Source organism: Streptomyces sp. NPDC030991 (assembly GCF_055571235.1).
In genome coordinates this window covers 90033-106794 of the sequence record NZ_JBVIFR010000014.1, presented here as the reverse complement: position 1 = coordinate 106794, position 16762 = coordinate 90033, and the positions used below count along the sequence as shown (strand labels likewise).

The following is a 16762-nucleotide window of genomic DNA, read 5'->3' as shown; positions in this document are numbered from 1 at the left end:
CCGCTGGGGCCGGACGGACTGACGGTCACCGTGGTCAACAAGGCTGGCTACGCGAAGGAGTTCGACTTCTCCGAGCTGCCGGTCCCCGAGCCCTTGCAGCGTTCGCTGGCCCGTCTGTACGCGGCTCGGTCGAGGGCCTGGACCAGCCATGACACCGCCAAGACCTGCTGGTCCAGGACGATGGTCTTCGCCACATTCCTGTCCGAGCTGGAGAACACCCCGCAGGATCTAGACGGCGTGACCGTGGCGGTGCTCAAGCGCTGGCGTGCCCGGCACGTGAGTACGGTCACCGGAAAGGCTGTGCTGAGTACGGTTCGCCTGCTGCTGCAACAGGACCCGCGGTTCTCCGGTGGGCCCGTGGCGGAGGAGCTGCTGCGGCGCTTTCCCGCCGCGAAGCCGAGCAAGCAGTCCTATGAGGATGACGAACGCAAGCACGTCGTGCTGGCTGCGCAGCGGCAGTTCAGGGCGGCGCGGCTGCGGATCGAGGAGAACACCCGCCTGTTGAGGGTGTGGCGGGCGGGTGAGCTGGAGGAAGGCAGCCGGGACGGTCGGCTCGGGGAAGTGCTGGACCATCTCGCGCGTACGGGAGACGTCCCGCGCACCATCTTGCCGAGTGGTCAGCCTCATGTGGATGATCGAAATCTCCTCGGCGGGGCCGGTACCGAGCAGACCTGGGGCCGGCTGTTCCTGTCGCGCATGGAGCTAACGGCTCTGGCCGTCCTCCTCACCGACCAGTTCGCCTGGAACCTGAAGATCTACGACCGGATGCCCGCTCCCACGGCAGGCCCGTCCGCTGGGGAGTCGACCACGACGACCTACCAGGTGCAGGTGGAGAAGCACCGTACGGGCCAAGGACGATGGTTCTCCACCGAGAACATCACCGACTCCGGTGCCGACTCCCCGGGACGGCTGATCACGCAGGCGTTGGAGGTCACCGCGCACGGCCGTGACCTGGCCGCCCGTCTGGCACCGGGCACCGCCCTGCTGATGGTCGCGCGCCTGTACGCCCCGGCGAAGGCGGCCCACCGCCACCAGAACACCGAACGCCCGCGTCCGGTCGGCCCCTTGTGCTTCGGTATCAGCTACAACGACGCACAGCGCTGGCAACGGGAACACGACCTGGGCGGCTCGCCCTTCCAGCGCGTACGCCGCACCACGGTGACCCGTGACGGCCAACCCCGGCAGCACTCCCAGAGCACCAACGAACGCGTCTACGTCCTGCCCGACGAGAACGTTCAGCGCGCCTCACGGAGCGTCTTCACGAACGGGGCCGAGGAAGCCCTGGAACAGGCCGAGTCCGTGGTCTTCGGCGGACACTTCGCCGACGCCCCGGATCCCGCCCACGAACAGACCGTGACGGCGGACTGCGAGGACGAGACGACCAGTCCCTGGCCCACGCCGGAAGGCGGCTGCGGAGCCGACCTCATGCTCTGCCTGGCCTGCAAGAACGCCTACGTTCACCCCGGACACCACCCCCGCCTCGCGCTCCTGGAACAGCAGCTCGTAAGCCTGCGTTCCGTGCTGGACGACAGCGAGTGGAGCGAGCGCTGGCAGGACCACTCGCTGCGGCTGCAAGACCTGCGCGACAAAGTCGGCGCCGCAGCCTGGGAGGCGGCCCTGGCTCGCGCAGGCAGCGACGACCACACCCTGGTCAACCGCCTGGTGAAGGGAGACCTCGCACCGTGACCACCGCACTCGCCCACGAAAGCGACCCGTACATCCTGCAGGTACCCGCCCCGGACAGCCCCGTGGTGCTGCCCCAGTGGATCGCCCCGGGCAACACCCACCCCAACACCCGCTACCGCGACTCCGTCTGGTCTCTGGCCCCGCTCATCGACAACCCGGGCGCTACCCTGATTTCGATCCACTGGAAGAACTGCCCGGCACCCTTGCGGGACGAGATGAAGCGCGTGGTCTGGGCCCTGATCAACGGTGAGCGGAGACCTACCTTTCTGCGTACCAAGGGGCTCTCGGCCCGGGGGCGGGGCGCGGCTCAGACCATGCTGCAGAAGTACTGCGAGTGGTTCCGGCTGGCCCGCTGGCTGCACCAGCGCGGCATCACCCGTCTCGCGGACTGCACCGAGGACCAGTGGCGGATCTACGCAGGCGAGCGCCGGGACGAGGGCATCAGTCGGGTGCACGCCGAGATGGTCCTCGGCTACTTCACGGACCTGTGGGTGTCCGACCAGCTCAGCGCCCGGCCCGCAGGCATCAGCTGCCCGCCGTGGGAGACCGAGGGCATCGACGACTACCTTCCTGCCGCCGACGGCACGGACAACGCGGAGAACTCGACCGAGCCGCTCGACCCGCAGGTCCTGGGCCCGCTGCTCATCTGGGCGCTGCGGTTCGTCGACAACTTTGCCGACGACATTCTGGCGGCCTGGACCGAGCAGCGCCGCCTGATGGAGGTGGCGGCGAGCAACACTGCCACCTCGGCGAGCCGGGCCGCTCTCAAGGAGTACCTGCTCCCGCTCGTCAACTCGGGTGCCCCGCTGCCTGCCGCGCACGTCAAGGGCAGGCTCTACCTGGCCCGCGACTACGTTGCCGCACACACCGGAGCCACGCACGCCCAGATCGAGCGGCTCGTCATGCTGCACGGCGTCCAGGACCTCGTCCTGGAGCGCCCGGCCCCCTGCCCGCTGAATATCCCGGTCATCGGAGAGATTGAGGGCAGACCCTGGCGCGAACACATCTTCTTTGGCGAAGCGCCCACCCTGATGCAGCAGTTGGGCACCGCCGCCGCTCTGGTGATCGTCTACCTCACCGGCATGCGCCCCCAGGAAGTTCAGGCTCTGCGCTCGGGCTGCTGCCCTGCCCCCGATGCGGCCGCCGACGGCACCACTGGCCGGCACCTGATCCGCAGCCACCACTTCAAGAACGTCCTCGACGACAACGGCAACCACGTCTCCGCCGGTGAGGTCCGCGACGTCCCGTGGGTCGCGATCACTCCTGTCGTCCGCGCCATCCGGGTCCTGGAACGCATGGTCCCCGAGGGGGAACTCCTCCTCAGCGCCGCCCACCACGACGTGCATCGCCCCGGCGGCAAACAGCACCAGGGAGCGATCCGGAAAACGTCCCTGAACCGGCGGATCGAGTCCTTCATCGTCTGGGTAAACCGCGAGGCCGAAGCCCAGGGGATCCCCGACCAGTCCGTTCCCGAGGACCCGCACGGCGCGATCGGCATGTCCCGGTTCCGCCGCACCCTGGCCTGGCACGTCGCCCGCCGTCCCGGCGGACTGGTCGCCCTGGCCATCCAGTACGGCCACATGCGCACCGTCCTGGACACCCGCACCTCCAGCGGCTATGCCTCCCGAAGCCGCCGCGGCCTGCACAGCGTCCTCGACGTCGAGACCGCCCTGGCGGCTGCCGACACCGCCGCCCGCTTCCGCGACCGCACCGCGGCCGGCGAGAAGATCTCCGGCCCCGCGGCCCGCCGAGCCTTCACCGCCGCCGCACAAGCACCCCACTTCGAAGGCCGCCTCGTACCCAAGACCTTCGCGAAGAAGGCCACCGCGTTCCTGGCTCGGGACGGCATCGTCCTCTACGACAACCCCGACGCGTTCCTCATCTGCGCCTTCAAGCACGACAACGCGCTCTGCGAACCCGAATCAGGCGCCACCGCCCCAAGGCAGTACGCCTGCACTTCCGGCTGCGGCAACACAGTCCGTACCGACACCCACGCCCGCCAACTTCGCGCACGAGCCGACGAGATCGACCAGCTCGCCGACCATGCACCCGGCCCCATCGCGCGGAAGCTCCAAGCTAACGCCGCTCGGCTCCGCGGGACGGCCGACACTCACGACGCCACCGCCCAGACCATCGAGGCTCTGAGATGACCCAGCAGCACCAGGACGAGCGCATCCGCATCCGAGAGGCCATGGACCGCCTCCTAGCCGGTGAGTCCACCGTCTCCAACGGAAGCCTCACCGTCACAGCCCTGGCTGTCGAAGCCGGCGTCCACCGCATGGCCCTCATGAAGCGGCACGCAGACCTGAAGAACGAGTTCTACGAACGCGTCCGGAACGAGACGCAGCAGGTACCCGAGACCGAGAAACGACTCCGCGAGACCGTCATCAAGCTAAGGAAGACCATTGCCAACCAGAAGGCCGAGATCGACCAACTCCGCTGCCAGATCACCACGCTCACCCTTGCCAGTGCCGTCCTTACCCAGCGGGACCCGTCGGTCCGGGCCGACGTTCCGGCATCAGAGAACGTCGTGCCGTTCCGATCACCGACTGGCTGAGAGCTCTGCACTCCTGGTGCCGCTCGTTGAGCGCGGGACGGAATCCAGCCACCACGAAGGCTCAACGGACTAGGTAAGCATGGTGGTCCTATCATCAGCGCTTAAGTAACGGGGACCAGCAGGCTCAACAACACTGTGGGGCTGGGCTGGCCGACACACAGGGGGATTGCCGTGTCGACACCAGTTGAGCTTCTGGCCGCAGCGAGTGGTGCTGTGGCGGGAACGATGGGAACTGACCTCTACGCTTACACGCGCCAGCGCATCTTGGGGCTTTGGCGACGTGGCCAGGGCGAAGGCGTCGAGGGTGAAGCCGAAGTAATAACCCGGCTTGACACTTTGGAACAGGCGGTGGCGGCCCTCGAACCTGAACAGCGAGCGACCATGGCCGAGGGTGTGCAGGTACCGGTGCGGGAGATCCTTGCCACCTGCATTGGTGACGATCAGCCGGAAGCGCTCCAGGAACTCATCGACGCTCTGAAGGAACGAGGCGCTGAGGCCCCTGTAGTCGCGCAGCAGACCGTGACGGGAAACTTCGCACTCGGCAGCATCAACACCGCAGGCCGCGACAACAACATCGGAGGTACCCGCTGATGTCGTTGCCGATCCAGTCCTCTGCCAACCCTTCATCGGGGCAGACCGTGACGGGAAACTTCGCACTCGGCAGCATCAACACCGCAGGCCGCGACAACAACATCACGAACTACCTCACCGGTTTGCGGCATCTCCGGCCTCGCCCGGTGGACCCGGACAGTCTGATGCCTGCGAACCGCTTCGTGAGCCCTGGAGACAATTTCGACAATGCCGCGCAAGCCGTCCGGCTGCGCTTTGACGGCACAGCGAACGTCCACATCGTGGTCTTGCTCGCAGCCGAGGAGTACGGCTGCAGGTCCGCCGGGCTCCGTCTACTTGCGGCTTCGAACGTTGCGAACGACCGCATAGCCGAACTGCTTCCCGACTGGGACGAACCGGATGTGGCATGCCTGCCTGAGGAGCGCGGCGCGGGCTATCTCCTCAACCTGCGTGGTGTCACACAGCCACTTCCCGAGACCTTCTTCAGCGGCCTCTCGACCTATGCATCTACCCTGCGAAAAGCTGGTAGTTGCATGGTGATCATCGCGACAGAGACCTCTTGGGCCCAGGCGCGAACTGGTGGGCCTAGATCTGAGATCCTCGTCGTGGACCTCGAACGCCCTGGGCCCACAGCCGTCGTCGAGAAGTACCTGCAAAGTGATCAGAGGACACGAGACCGCTCCGGGTGGATTCACGACGAGGAGAGCGTGTTTCACGGTCTCCTGCCGCACGAGTGTGCCCCCGGTGAGGCGGTTCGGCTCGCGTCGATCATCGCGACAGCCAAGAACAGCGGAGACAAGGAAGCCCTCGACGAGTACCACGGCTGGGAAACTCACTTGAGCGACTGGTTCGCTGGTGGCCGGGAAGGGGTGGAGACCAGAGCTGTCCGTATCGCGGGCGCGTTTTTGAATACGGCACCCGCTGAGGTCGTGCTGAACAGCGCTGACCTCCTGCTTGCCGCACCGAAGATCAACCTGCCAAGGCCCGAGGGTGGGCTTCTCGCGATGCCGGACGCACCGAAGCGACTGAGACCAGCAGGAATGTCCTTCGATACGGCCACCGGTGCCGCATCTCTTGAACACAAATCTCAAGGGCCGGCAATCCTGCGGTATCTCTGGACGAAGCACAGGCAACTGACAGAGGAGGTGCTGACACAGTGGCTCCGGGACATCAGTCAGGGCCCGGCTAAGGATCACCTCGACGCGCTTGCCGCAGCACTGACACAGCTCGCAGGAACCGTCGGTGTCACCCCGATCTTCGACCTGGCCGAGGGATGGCTCCGCGACGGTGGTAAACAGCAGCAGGAACTGGTTGGCGATCTCCTGTCTGAACTCGCTGTCCACCCTGCCCTTGGAAGCCAGGTGCGAGCCGAACTCGCCACGTGGGCAGGCGGGAAGTCGTGGCCGGCGCGCCAGTGTGCTGTCGCCCGAGCTTGTTCGGGTGCCTTCGGGAGTGCCTATCCCAGCCAGGCGCTGACCCGGGCACGCTACATCCTCAACTCCCCCGGTACTGACGAGGCGCGGAGGGCAGCAATAAATGCCGTACGCAAGCTGGCAGTTGACGACAGCCTGGCACCTCTTGTAGCCGACACCGTCGTCACCTGGATCATGAACGCCGGAAAGCGGACCGGAACGGACCAGGAGGTCCTCTTCGACATCTTCAGCGTTCCGTCGACTGCGGACCAGCTGGAGAATTCACCACTCGTGGTGGCACTCACAAAGCCCGGAGAAGCAGGTGAAGCGATACGTCAACGCGTGTTCGAAGCCTGGCAGCATGTTTTCCAGCACAGCGATGACCCTGCCCGTGCCCAAAGAATTCTGCTGAGCTGGCGAGAGGGCGCGGAACTCGAACGCCTGCCGCAGGAGCCGGTGGTCGACCTCATCATCGGGCTTGGCCGCTCCCTGGGGATCTCCGGCCCCCTCATCAAGGCCGTCGTCAAGGCCAAGGGGCCGCTGCAGGACGCCCTGATTGACGCGCTCTTCAGCGATTTCCTCCAGGACATCGAAGCAGAGCACGATCCCCTTGCTGCGGCATCCGGAGCCGACCCCGCAGAACAGCGTCCTCAGGACCAGACTGAGGCGGATTCTGCAGCACAATGATCAGAATTCTCAACTGGCTGAAGGAGCGGCGAATTTCTGATCGCCGCTCCTTCTCCGCATCCCTGGAAAGTAAGGATTACGGATTGCATCATCGCGTCATGATTCGCTATCGATGGCGGCTAGATCCTGACTCTCCTGCTCCTCTCCCCCTTGCTCCGGACGCACTGGCTCGGAATCTCCTCAGGGAAGAGCTAGGGAGCGTGGCCTGCGCGTATCCTCTGCTGCAACCTGACGCCGCAGAGGACGCCATGAACTCCGTGCTCAACCAAGAACTTTGGGATCACGAGAAGCGGATCCTAGTGGAAGGGCACGTACGAGTTCGAGTTTCCAAGCCGACAAGAGAGGTGGCGCTTCAGCGAGCGCAAGGTGAGATGGCTCTTAGGTCAGCACATGCACGGGAGACAGTTGAGCTTGATCTACTACTCGAACGTCTCACGGATCCGGCACTTGGTCCTGTCTGGTGGGTCAGCCGGTATGCGGATCTCCAGTTTGCAGCTGGCGATCCGAAGGCGAAGGTTGAGTCCGTTCTCTGTGCCTTCAAACAGTTTCAGGAAACGCTCCACACCGCGAAGATCGATCAGACCGTGGACACGAAGCTCCTCGTCCGCCGAAAGATCGAGGAGGTTTTCAGCGTCGTTGAAGACGAGGAATCTCTGTCGCTCGCACTTCAGGTCATGAACCGAACCCTGGACCGTCTGGGGGTGGATGGCAGTGGACAGAACGCCCCGGACGGACCGTCATGAGTATGACCGTTCAGGCGACTCTCGGCGCGAGGATTCGGGTGTGATGCCAAGGAAGAATCTGGTCCGCGCCATTCACTTCCTCCTGGCGCCACGCATGCGCCTGTGGACACTGGACAACCCCGAACTCACCTACTAGGAAGCGCTGCGGAGGGAAGCCGCGTGGATCCATGAGCGTGGACGTATGTGGGAGTCCTACGGATGGATGTGGCGCTGGAGGGCACCCCCGGCGGAGCGAGTAGCGATATGAGTCACCTGCTTTAAGGCGCTTTCCTCAAGCACTTCGAGAAGCACGAGGTTTCCATCACCACTTGCGATGGCGACGCGCGACGAGGCTACGAGGTTCTCCAAGCAGACAGGCGACGGTGACGGCGCCATCACCGTGCGCCGGACGGGACTGATGGGGCCCGTATCCGCGGGTGGCCGCCTCTGGGCATCAGACCGTGCGTATACGGGTCGGTGGCCTCAGTCGAAACCGGGTGGCTGGCTTCTATTCTTCCTCAATCTCCCGGTACCGGCGCAGGCTGTCGGCCAGGTGCGCCTCTTCAGCATCCCTCTTTGTCGAGATGAAAGCCTCCATGCGTTTCGCCTGGATCATCCTCTTCACATCAGGATGAAGCTCGGGGCACAGGATATCCACGACCATTCCGCGGAATAGGTACGGAACGAAGGAGATAGGCATCAGAAGCATCGCCACTCCGTAAGACCTGACCAGCAGGTCCCGGCCAGCCGTAACCTGCCAAATATAGAGAAACGGCCCCAAAGAGAGCACTACTGACGAGAGTATGTACGAGTATTTTGGGAGACTGATTCCGCGCCTTCGGTAATCAAAGTCGAGGCGTACGATCGCGAAGAAGACCAGGGGAGGCATGACAACCAGCAGCGACGTGTCGATCCATTTTTCGCCTTCCATCGACTTCCAGCCGAGGTAGCTGGACCAGAGAACGACTGCGACGGCGAAGACGGAACCAACCCAAGGTAGGAACCGTCGGCTTCCACGCGTCTTTCTCTCACCGAGAGCAGAGTCGCTCACCGGCGCGCCGGGCTCCACGGCTGCAGGGAAGGATTGCGGCTCACGAGCCTCCTCCCCCTTCCTCGGTGGCGCGACGTCCGACGGGGTCTGACGTCGCGCGATGGCCACATCTCCCTCACCACGGAAGTTTAGTTGTGGGGTGATCACCGTGTCGGCTGTCATCCGGTCATGCACTTGCTGGTATGTCTCGGAAAGGGTCAAGTACTCAGAGGAACCAGTGGGTCGAGCGTTACGCAGCACCTGTACGAGTCGCTGTGTGAAGGGGCTGGGGTGCCCGAATCCGATGGCTGCCTGGGTGAGCTGAGTGGACCGACTGCTTGTGAGTACGTAACGCCCACGCCCCTCGGCCAGTAGTGCGGGTGCAGTGCTTTTGAAAGCGCCGCTGTAGCAGCAATCGAGAATCAGAATGGTGGTGCCGGCGGGCGAGCCGTCGATGATGTTGTTGATCTCAATGGCGCTGAGGGCAGTTGCACGCAGCGCTCCGGTTCTGGTGTCTGTGGCTCCCAGGTAAAGCGTGCCACGTTCGTCGAGTTGACCGTGGCCGCTGTAATAGAGCAAGAGCACGTCTTCCCGGGAGGCCGTCGTGAAGAGTTCATCGATCCGCTCCCTCAGTTCCTGGATGCCACAGTCGGCCAAGACTGAGAGGTCGGCGGGGTTGAAGAGCCCGACCTCTGGATCCGTGAGCGCAACGTTCAGCTCCTCGATGTCGGTGAGGGGGCCGTCGATTGCAGGCAGTGCGTGCGGGTCGCGGACGTAGGTGGCGTTTCCGACCAGCAGTCCCCGGTAGCGCCGTTGCTCGCTCATCAGTCGTGGCCCAAGCGGTTTTCGAGGGACTCAACGAGTGCTTGGAATGATGCCTGGTCAATGTTGTCGCCTGAGACGTGCAGTCGCTGCTCAGCTCCGGTCTCATCGGCCCATGTGATGGTGAGTGTTCTGGTCTTGTCCCGGGCCAGCCATGCCCGAAAGCATGTCACCGCTGCGGTCAAGGCGCCCGAAGACCCCAGCGCAAGCGCCGTCGCTTCTACTGCGCCCTTCTGCCCGGGGGCTGGCACGCCGCCCCGAGCCAGCGCACCAGCTTCTTCCGAGAGCAACACGTACAGGGTTGCAACCTGATCTCGCCATGCCTGACTGCCCTCCCCGTACCTGCCGGTCCCTGGCTGAATCGACACCTCGACCACTGCGAACTCCTCCCCCTGCCATGCCTCTTGAACAGGAACCTTATGTCCAAGGGCCCCGCAGAACATGCTCTGGGCCAGATATGGCGGCGCCGAGGCAGCAGTTCACGTGCCGCGGGCCGAACGGCGCGCTCAGCCACCATTGCAGCGGCGTCACCAAGCGGGTCCCGCACGACAGCGCGCCGCGCTCACCGGGAGCGTAAGAGGGTGTTTCATCCTGCTGCCACTGTCTCCTTCGAAGGTGCCGGGTCTCGAACAGCTCTCATGGGTTCCCGAGGCCGACGGCTCTCGAGAGCGCGCCGCCTAAAAGGTGAGTGTCGGCTTCACTGCTGGTTCCACAACAATGAAGCTCTTGCGGTGCTGCCCATGGAGAGACGAAGATCTGAACAGAAGAACTTGACAGGGAAGAGCGCGAGCAGCACGCAGATGCCGGCGTCGATGCCGACCGGGAAGACGTAGCTGAAGTTCCCGAAGCCCTTCTCCAGAGCCAGCTCGCGCACGGCCGCGTACGAACCGGCGAAGCCGATCCCCGCGATGACGACCGCACCGGCCACCACCAGGCCGATGAGTATCCGGTGCGTCCGTGTCAGCTTCAGTGGCGCGGCCACTCCAGTTCCCCTCCCAGTTCGGCATGTTGCGCCCAACAGACTGGCACACGCGTGCGGACGGCCGTGGGCCGGTACGCCCGGAGCCCGGCACCCCAAAGGGGCCGGGCTCCTCAAACCGCGGGAAACAGCGGTTACTTGTCCTTGTCGCCGGCCTTGTCGGCGACGGCCTTGTCGTCTGCCTTGTCGTCAGCCTTCTTGGTGGCGGACGCGGAAGCCGACGGCTTCTTTGACGCGGAGGACGCGGACGACGACGCGGACGACGACGCCGAGTCCACGACCGAGGCCACCGCCTCCTTCGCCGCCTTCTCCGTGTCCTTCGACAGGTCCTCGGCGTCCGGCGCCTTCTCGCCCGCGAGACCCGAGCCGTTGTAGTTGACCGTCACCACCACGTTGTCCACGCGTGAGACGACCGTCTGCTGCTTGGACGTGACGTCCTTCTTCTTCTCCTTGTACGTGTTGTCGAAGCGCACCAGCGTCGCCTCGTCACCCGTACCCGACACCGGCTGCGTCTTCACGGCCTTCGCGCCGTCCGTCGCCTGCGCGTCCTTGATCTGCTTCGCGTAGTACGCCGACGCCAGCTTGTCGCCGCTGCCCCGGTTCACATCCGACTCGAAACGGACCATCGAGACATTGAGCCAGCGGAACTGGGAGCCCTTGACCCCGTTGTTCTCCAGGCTCGACCAGGAGCAGCTCGCCCGCGTCGACTCGTCGTCCGACGCCCCCGACTTGCTCTCGCCCTTCGGCACCAGATCGCCCAGCGTCTTCTTCGAGAGCGCGGAGCACGCCTGCGGCAGCGACTTGTACGTCGCCGGGGCCACCTTCTTCGCCGTGTCCCCGGTGGCCGACGCGGACGCCTTCGCCTCGGGGGACTTCTCCGCCCCGTCACCGGAGCCGGAGTCGGAGGAGCAGCCGGCTACGACGAGAACCACCGGCACGGCGGCTGCGCAGGCGAGGATGCGGGTGAGTCGCTTGGTCGGACGGTGCATGGTTCCTTCACTAGGACGCTGGCGGGAGCACGACCCCGGAAACACGGCGGCTTCTTCACGGAGCCACCACGAACCCGGGTCCGATGGGCCACCGTACGCGGTAGCCGCCCCGCACGCCTCGGCTTCCCCGCAGCCGCGGCGCCCCTCCCGCGCCCTCTACTCGTCGAACTTGCCGACCAGCTTCTGCGCCAGTTCCTGCACCGTGTCCTGCGATTCCTTGCTGTCCGGCGCCTCTCCGGGCGTCGCGGACTGCGCCACGTACTGGATGGTCACGAGCGCGTTCGACGTGCGGAACACCACAGTCACCGTCCGGCTCCTGGCCGCCTCGGGGCCCGTCAGCTCGTCGTCGATGAACGCCTCGTCCCCGAGGCCGTCCAGCAGTCGCGGCTGGAGCTCGGCGGACGACACCGACGACGAGGGCGAGGCCGGCGGCGAAGACTTCGCGCCGTCCCCCGCCTCCCCCGAGGCCGTCTTCTCCTTCGAGGACCCGCCGGAGCCCCCGGGTTCGGTGCCGGCGTCACCGGGTTCGCTGTCGGCGCCCTTCGACGGCGTCACGGACCCCGTCGGCGCCGGGACGGGCAGATCCGCCTTCTCCAGCTTCGAGTCGAACACGGCCTGCGCCCGCGAGTCGTCGCTGACCGCCGCGTCGTAGGACACCACCCGTTCGAAGTCCAGGGTCAGCCGGTGCGTGCCACCCGCCGCCGAACCGTCCTTCCACCCGCACCCGGCCCGCCGGGCCGTGTCGTACGTGGCCGTCGCCGTGCCCTCGTACGCCTTCTCCCGCTGCCGCACGTCCGTCAGCTCCTTGATGCCGGGGAGCATCGCGTCCAGCGTCCCCTGGTCGGGCTGGGCGCACGGCTCGGGAAGCGTCCGGTACCTGCCGGGCTTCGCCGCGGAGACGGAGGCGCTCGCCTCGCCCTGCTTCGGGTCGCCCGCGTCGTCGCCGGAGCCGGAACCCCCGGTGCAGCCGGCGAGCAGCGCCGCCACGAGGACGGTGATGCCCGGCACGTACGCGTACGACTTCCGCTGCACCGTAAGGGCTCCTCTCGGCGGGTCACGCCTGGTTATTCGGTTGCCGCCGCTGGGCGACGAGTGCTGACAATGTCTATCGCACGCACTGCCGTGGACGCCGGTCCGTCATCCGTTTCGTCGACTTGGCCCCGGTATTTGCGTTTTCCCACTTCAGTACCTCTGGCTCATATAGCAGCAACCACGCCTGTATTCGGGGGATTTCATGTCGTACGTAGAGGTTCCGGGGGCGAAGGTCCCCATCCGCATGTGGACGGACCCGGCCTCCGTCGAGGACGTCGCGATGCGGCAGCTCCACAATGTGGCGACCCTTCCGTGGATCAAGGGCCTGGCCGTCATGCCCGACGTGCACTACGGAAAGGGCGCGACGGTCGGCTCGGTGATCGCGATGCGGGGTGCGGTCTGCCCGGCGGCGGTCGGCGTCGACATCGGCTGCGGCATGAGCGCGGTCAGGACCTCCCTCACCGCCAACGACCTCCCCGGTGACCTCTCCCGGCTCCGCTCGAAGATCGAGGAGGCGATCCCGGTGGGCCGCGGCATGCACGACGACCCGGTCGACCCGGGCCGCCTGCACGGCTTCGGGACCGCCGGATGGGACGACTTCTGGGGGCGGTTCGGGGGCGTCGCCGACGCGGTCAAGTTTCGGCAGGAGCGGGCCACGAAGCAGATGGGAACGCTCGGCGGCGGAAACCACATGATCGAACTCTGCGTCGACCAGTCGGACGCCGTCTGGCTGATGCTGCACTCGGGGTCCCGCAACATCGGCAAGGAGCTGGCCGAGCACCACATCGGGGTCGCCCGGAACCTGTCGCACAATCAGGGGCTGGTCGACCGGGACCTCGCGGTCTTCGTCTCCGACACCCCGCAGATGGCCGCGTACCGCAACGACCTGTACTGGGCGCAGGAGTACGCGAAGCACAACCGGGCGATCATGATGGCGCTCTTCAAGGACGTGATCCGCAAGGAGTTCAAGAAGGCCCGGCCGACCTTCGAGCCCGATATCTCGTGCCACCACAACTACGTCTCCGAGGAGCGGTACGACGGGATGGACCTGCTCGTGACGCGCAAGGGAGCGATCCGGGCCGGCTCCGGCGATCTCGGCATCATCCCCGGCTCCATGGGGACCAGCTCGTACATCGTCAAGGGGCTCGGGAACGACAAGGCGTTCAACTCGGCCTCGCACGGCGCGGGCCGTCGCATGAGCCGCAACGCGGCGAAGCGGCGGTTCACGGTGCGCGACCTGGAGAGCCAGACCCGGGGCGTGGAGTGCCGCAAGGACTCCGGGATCCTGGACGAGATCCCCGGCGCCTACAAGGACATCGACCAGGTGATGGGCCAGCAGCGCGACCTCGTGGAGGTCGTGGCGAAGATCAAGCAGGTCGTCTGCGTGAAGGGCTGAACCGCCCGGCTCCGCCCTTCGCGCCGGCCCCGCGTGGCACCCTGTGGCGCATGTTCGTCGCCCGTTCCGTGTCGCTGTTCGTGCTGGCCGCCCTCTTCGAGATCGGCGGGGCGTGGCTGGTCTGGCAGGGGGTGCGGGAGCATCGCGGCTGGGTGTGGATCGGGGCCGGGGTGATCGCGCTGGGGCTGTACGGGTTCGTGGCGACGTTGCAGCCGGATGCCGAGTTCGGGCGGATCCTGGCGGCGTACGGCGGGGTGTTCGTGGCGGGTTCGATCGCGTGGGGCGTGGTCGCGGACGGGTACCGGCCGACCCGGTGGGACGTCGTGGGGGCACTGGTGTGTCTGGCGGGCATGGCCGTGATCATGTATGCGCCCCGGGGCGACTGAGCCCCGGGTCGTAGGCTGGGCGGTGTCGATCGTTCGCACAGCAGTCCTGCCGTTCGAGGAGTAGCTCATGGCCCCCGCAGCGTCTTCCCGTATCGCCGTCGTCACCGGCGCGAGCAGCGGTATCGGCGCCGCGACCGCGCGGCAGCTGGCCGCGGCCGGGTACCGGGTGGTGCTCACGGCCCGCCGCAAGGACCGGATCGAGGCGCTGGCGGAGGAGATCAACGGCGCGGGGCACCAGGCCGCCGCGTACGCCCTGGACATCACGGACCGGGCGGCCGTCGACGAGTTCGCCACCGCGTTCAAGACGGTCGGCGTGCTGGTGAACAACGCGGGCGGCGCGCTCGGCGCGGACCCCGTGGCCTCCGCCGACCCGGAGCAGTGGCGGCAGATGTACGAGACGAACGTCATCGGCACGCTGAACGTCACGCAGGCGCTGCTGCCCGCGCTCACCGACTCCGGTGACGGCACGGTCGTCGTGCTGTCCTCGACCGCCGGACACGGCACGTACGAGGGCGGCGGCGGGTACGTGGCGGCCAAGCACGCCGAGCACGTGCTCGCCGAGACGCTGCGCCTCGAGATCGTGGGGACGCCGGTGCGGGTCATCGAGGTGGCGCCCGGCATGGTGAAGACGGACGAGTTCGCGCTGACCCGGTTCGGCGGGGACACCGAGAAGGCGGCGAAGGTGTACGCGGGTGTCGCGGAGCCGCTGACGGCGGACGATGTCGCGGAGACCATCACGTGGGCGGTCACCCGCCCCAGCCACGTCAACATCGACCTGCTGGTGGTCCGGCCGCGCGCCCAGGCGTCGAACTCGAAGGTCCACCGCGAGCAGTGACGCGGCGGCCGGTGCGGCTGTGCTAAGGCCGCCCTGCGCCCGGAGTGAACCGCGGGGGCGGCCGGTCCGCTAGGACGTCGGGTACGCCGTCGGGGGTACGCCCACCGTCGCGGTGAAGTCGCGGACCAGGTGGGCCTGGTCGGCGTAGCCGAGGTCGGCGGCGAGGGCGGCCCAGTCGATGTCCGTGCGGGCGGCGGCCGCTTCGACGGCCTCGTGGATGCGGTAGCGCAGGATGCACCATTTGGGGCTGACGCCGACGTATCCGGAGAACAGGCGTTGCAGCGAGCGCACCGTCATCCCCTCGGCCCTGGCCAGGTCGGCGACGCGGCGCACACCGCGGTCGGCGCGGATCCGGGCGACGAGGCCCCGGGCGAGGTCGGCGGCCGGGTCGGGCCCGGCCGGGGCGAGGGCCAGCAGGTAGGCGTCGAGGGCGGCGGTCCTCACGTGGTCGTCCCCGGCGGAGACGACGGCGGCCACGTCGGCGCGGGGGAAGACGTCCTCGTACGGCAGCACGCGTCCTGTCCACTCGGCGACCGGCACGTCCGGGACGAACGGCCGGAACGCCCCCGGCCAGAACTTCGCCCCGCACACCCTCCCGCGGCCGCCGATCTTGCGGGTGTAGAGGCCGGGCGCGGCGACGCCGGTGAGCTCCCCGTACGGCGCCGTCCCCGTGTCGTACTCGTCCCACTGGAACGTGAGGTTCACCGAGGGGTGCGGCACGATGTGCGAGGCGTAGGGCGCGGGCAGGTCCCAGTCGATGAGCCAGTACGTCTCGACGTAGGGGCGCAGTGCCTCGGCGGGGGCGTGGCGGCGGAACCGTACCCGGGTGAGCAGCGCGGCCGGGTCGACGATCCCGCGGGTGTCGCGGCGGGGCGCGGGCTGGTCCCGATCCATGCCGGGATCGTACGGCGGGTTCCGGGGAGAGGCCCGGCGGGCGTCGCGTTTGTTCAAGCGGTACGGGGCGCGGGCTCGTAGCGTCGAAGTATGGACACAGACGAGCAGGAGAAGGCGTACGGGGTCGGGGAGCTGCTGGGGATGGCGGCCGAGCGGGCCGTGCCGGTCGTGGCCGGGATCGGCGACGAGGCGCTCCCGGCGCCCACACCGTGCGCGGACTACGACGTGAAGGCCCTGGTCAACCACCTTTTCCAGGTGGTCGTGGAGTTCCAGAAGCTGGCGGTGAAGGAGGACTCCGACTTCTCGGCGACGGTGGACCGGGTGGGGGAGGGCGGGGACTGGCGGGGCCGGTTCGCCGCCGAGGCGCGGGCGCTGGTCGCCGCGTGGTCGGCGCCCGGCGCGGAGGAGGGGACGAGCGGCACGATGAACATGCCGGCGCGGCTGGTCGGCTCGATGGCGCTGCTGGACCTGACGGTGCACGCGTGGGATCTGGCACGGGCCACGGGCCAGTCGTACGAGGCTCCGCCTGAGGTGGTGGGGCGGCTGGCCGCGGCGGTGGCGGAGCTGTCGCCGACGGCCAGGACGATGGGTGTGTTCGGGGAGCCGGTGGCGGTGGACGCGGACGCGCCGGCGTTCGAGGCGCTGCTGGCGGCGACGGGCCGGGACCCGTACCGCGGCGCCGCGTAAGGGCCGCCGCCTGCTGCGCCCCTCCGCCGGGCCCCTTGCCTCCCGCCGTCTCCCGACGCCTCCCGCCGTCTCCCGACG

15 protein-coding genes and 1 pseudogene are annotated in these 16762 nt (G+C 67.1%); 10 read left to right on the top strand and 6 right to left on the bottom strand.

Translation table 11 applies throughout. The annotated features are described in order from the left end of the window. Positions 1-30: 30 nt before the first annotated feature. The 6 genes from ACZ45E_RS25700 to ACZ45E_RS25675 all read left to right on the top strand — a co-directional run bounded on the left by ACZ45E_RS25700 (position 31) and on the right by ACZ45E_RS25675 (position 7655). Positions 31-1686, top strand: coding sequence for a hypothetical protein (locus tag ACZ45E_RS25700; protein WP_468224492.1), 1656 nt, complete (start codon positions 31-33; stop codon positions 1684-1686). Continuing rightward, positions 1683-3836, top strand: a complete 2154-nt coding sequence (locus ACZ45E_RS25695) for an integrase (protein WP_468224489.1) — start codon at positions 1683-1685, stop codon at positions 3834-3836. The genes ACZ45E_RS25700 and ACZ45E_RS25695 overlap by 4 nt, the downstream gene beginning before the upstream one ends. After that, the gene (locus tag ACZ45E_RS25690; RefSeq protein ID WP_468224487.1) at positions 3833-4243 is read left to right on the top strand and encodes a hypothetical protein; all 411 of its coding nucleotides are present in this window, start codon (positions 3833-3835) and stop codon (positions 4241-4243) included. The genes ACZ45E_RS25695 and ACZ45E_RS25690 overlap by 4 nt, the downstream gene beginning before the upstream one ends. 171 nt (positions 4244-4414) lie before the next feature. Next, a complete protein-coding gene (locus ACZ45E_RS25685) occupies positions 4415-4834 on the top strand; it encodes a hypothetical protein (RefSeq protein WP_468224485.1) in 420 nt (139 codons plus the stop codon). Then, positions 4834-6912: a hypothetical protein gene (locus ACZ45E_RS25680; protein ID WP_468224484.1), complete on the top strand. Its 2079-nt coding sequence runs from the start codon at positions 4834-4836 to the stop codon at positions 6910-6912. The genes ACZ45E_RS25685 and ACZ45E_RS25680 overlap by 1 nt, the downstream gene beginning before the upstream one ends. Continuing rightward, complete coding sequence (locus ACZ45E_RS25675) at positions 6909-7655, top strand: hypothetical protein (RefSeq protein ID WP_468224481.1); 747 nt, start codon at positions 6909-6911, stop codon at positions 7653-7655. Before ACZ45E_RS25680 ends, ACZ45E_RS25675 begins: the two co-directional genes overlap by 4 nt. 487 nt (positions 7656-8142) lie before the next feature. Here ACZ45E_RS25675 and ACZ45E_RS25670 read toward each other — a convergent pair whose 3' ends face one another. The 5 genes and pseudogenes from ACZ45E_RS25670 to ACZ45E_RS25650 all read right to left on the bottom strand — a co-directional run bounded on the left by ACZ45E_RS25670 (position 8143) and on the right by ACZ45E_RS25650 (position 12486). Continuing rightward, positions 8143-9489 carry a caspase family protein gene (locus ACZ45E_RS25670; RefSeq protein WP_468224478.1) on the bottom strand — a complete coding sequence of 449 codons (1347 nt, stop codon included), beginning with the start codon at positions 9487-9489 and terminating at the stop codon, positions 8143-8145. Continuing rightward, positions 9489-9929, bottom strand: a complete 441-nt coding sequence (locus tag ACZ45E_RS25665; RefSeq protein WP_468224475.1) for an effector-associated constant component EACC1 — start codon at positions 9927-9929, stop codon at positions 9489-9491. Before ACZ45E_RS25665 ends, ACZ45E_RS25670 begins: the two co-directional genes overlap by 1 nt. A gap of 338 nt (positions 9930-10267) precedes the next feature. Continuing rightward, a pseudogene (locus ACZ45E_RS25660) lies at positions 10268-10468 on the bottom strand (DUF2637 domain-containing protein); the annotation flags it as partial. Between the two features lie 131 nt (positions 10469-10599). Further along, the gene (locus ACZ45E_RS25655; RefSeq protein WP_468224473.1) at positions 10600-11454 is read right to left on the bottom strand and encodes a DUF3558 family protein; all 855 of its coding nucleotides are present in this window, start codon (positions 11452-11454) and stop codon (positions 10600-10602) included. Between the two features lie 156 nt (positions 11455-11610). Continuing rightward, positions 11611-12486 carry a DUF3558 domain-containing protein gene (locus ACZ45E_RS25650; protein ID WP_468224471.1) on the bottom strand — a complete coding sequence of 292 codons (876 nt, stop codon included), beginning with the start codon at positions 12484-12486 and terminating at the stop codon, positions 11611-11613. 202 nt (positions 12487-12688) lie between these two features. Here ACZ45E_RS25650 and ACZ45E_RS25645 point away from each other — a divergent pair, with 202 nt between their 5' ends. The 3 genes from ACZ45E_RS25645 (at position 12689) to ACZ45E_RS25635 (ending at position 15103) form a co-directional block, all read left to right on the top strand. Further along, positions 12689-13882: an RtcB family protein gene (locus ACZ45E_RS25645; protein WP_468224469.1), complete on the top strand. Its 1194-nt coding sequence runs from the start codon at positions 12689-12691 to the stop codon at positions 13880-13882. A gap of 50 nt (positions 13883-13932) precedes the next feature. Beyond that, entirely contained in the window at positions 13933-14268 is a 336-nt protein-coding gene (locus tag ACZ45E_RS25640) for a YnfA family protein (protein WP_468224466.1), read from the top strand. A gap of 67 nt (positions 14269-14335) precedes the next feature. Next, the gene (locus ACZ45E_RS25635) at positions 14336-15103 is read left to right on the top strand and encodes an SDR family NAD(P)-dependent oxidoreductase (RefSeq protein WP_468224463.1); all 768 of its coding nucleotides are present in this window, start codon (positions 14336-14338) and stop codon (positions 15101-15103) included. Positions 15104-15172: 69 nt separating this feature from the next. On the opposite strand, the gene ACZ45E_RS25630 is transcribed toward ACZ45E_RS25635, so the two are convergent. Beyond that, positions 15173-15997, bottom strand: coding sequence for a DUF6597 domain-containing transcriptional factor (locus ACZ45E_RS25630; RefSeq protein WP_468224460.1), 825 nt, complete (start codon positions 15995-15997; stop codon positions 15173-15175). A 90-nt stretch (positions 15998-16087) separates the two neighbouring features. On the opposite strand from ACZ45E_RS25630, the gene ACZ45E_RS25625 reads away from it, so the two are divergent. Then, positions 16088-16684: a TIGR03086 family metal-binding protein gene (locus ACZ45E_RS25625; RefSeq protein WP_468224459.1), complete on the top strand. Its 597-nt coding sequence runs from the start codon at positions 16088-16090 to the stop codon at positions 16682-16684. Positions 16685-16762: the final 78 nt, after the last annotated feature.

What these genes read in the sequence shown, in the direction of transcription:
- ACZ45E_RS25625 (WP_468224459.1), top strand. Translation starts at nt 16,088, where the DNA reads ATGGACACAGACGAGCAGGAGAAGGCGTACGGGGTCGGGGAGCTGCTG.
- ACZ45E_RS25655 (WP_468224473.1), bottom strand. Translation starts at nt 11,454, where the DNA reads ATGCACCGTCCGACCAAGCGACTCACCCGCATCCTCGCCTGCGCAGCC.
- ACZ45E_RS25665 (WP_468224475.1), bottom strand. Translation starts at nt 9,929, where the DNA reads ATGTTCTGCGGGGCCCTTGGACATAAGGTTCCTGTTCAAGAGGCATGG.
- ACZ45E_RS25630 (WP_468224460.1), bottom strand. Translation starts at nt 15,997, where the DNA reads ATGGATCGGGACCAGCCCGCGCCCCGCCGCGACACCCGCGGGATCGTC.
- ACZ45E_RS25640 (WP_468224466.1), top strand. Translation starts at nt 13,933, where the DNA reads ATGTTCGTCGCCCGTTCCGTGTCGCTGTTCGTGCTGGCCGCCCTCTTC.
- ACZ45E_RS25675 (WP_468224481.1), top strand. Translation starts at nt 6,909, where the DNA reads ATGATCAGAATTCTCAACTGGCTGAAGGAGCGGCGAATTTCTGATCGC.
- ACZ45E_RS25670 (WP_468224478.1), bottom strand. Translation starts at nt 9,489, where the DNA reads ATGAGCGAGCAACGGCGCTACCGGGGACTGCTGGTCGGAAACGCCACC.
- ACZ45E_RS25690 (WP_468224487.1), top strand. Translation starts at nt 3,833, where the DNA reads ATGACCCAGCAGCACCAGGACGAGCGCATCCGCATCCGAGAGGCCATG.
- ACZ45E_RS25645 (WP_468224469.1), top strand. Translation starts at nt 12,689, where the DNA reads ATGTCGTACGTAGAGGTTCCGGGGGCGAAGGTCCCCATCCGCATGTGG.
- ACZ45E_RS25680 (WP_468224484.1), top strand. Translation starts at nt 4,834, where the DNA reads ATGTCGTTGCCGATCCAGTCCTCTGCCAACCCTTCATCGGGGCAGACC.
- ACZ45E_RS25635 (WP_468224463.1), top strand. Translation starts at nt 14,336, where the DNA reads ATGGCCCCCGCAGCGTCTTCCCGTATCGCCGTCGTCACCGGCGCGAGC.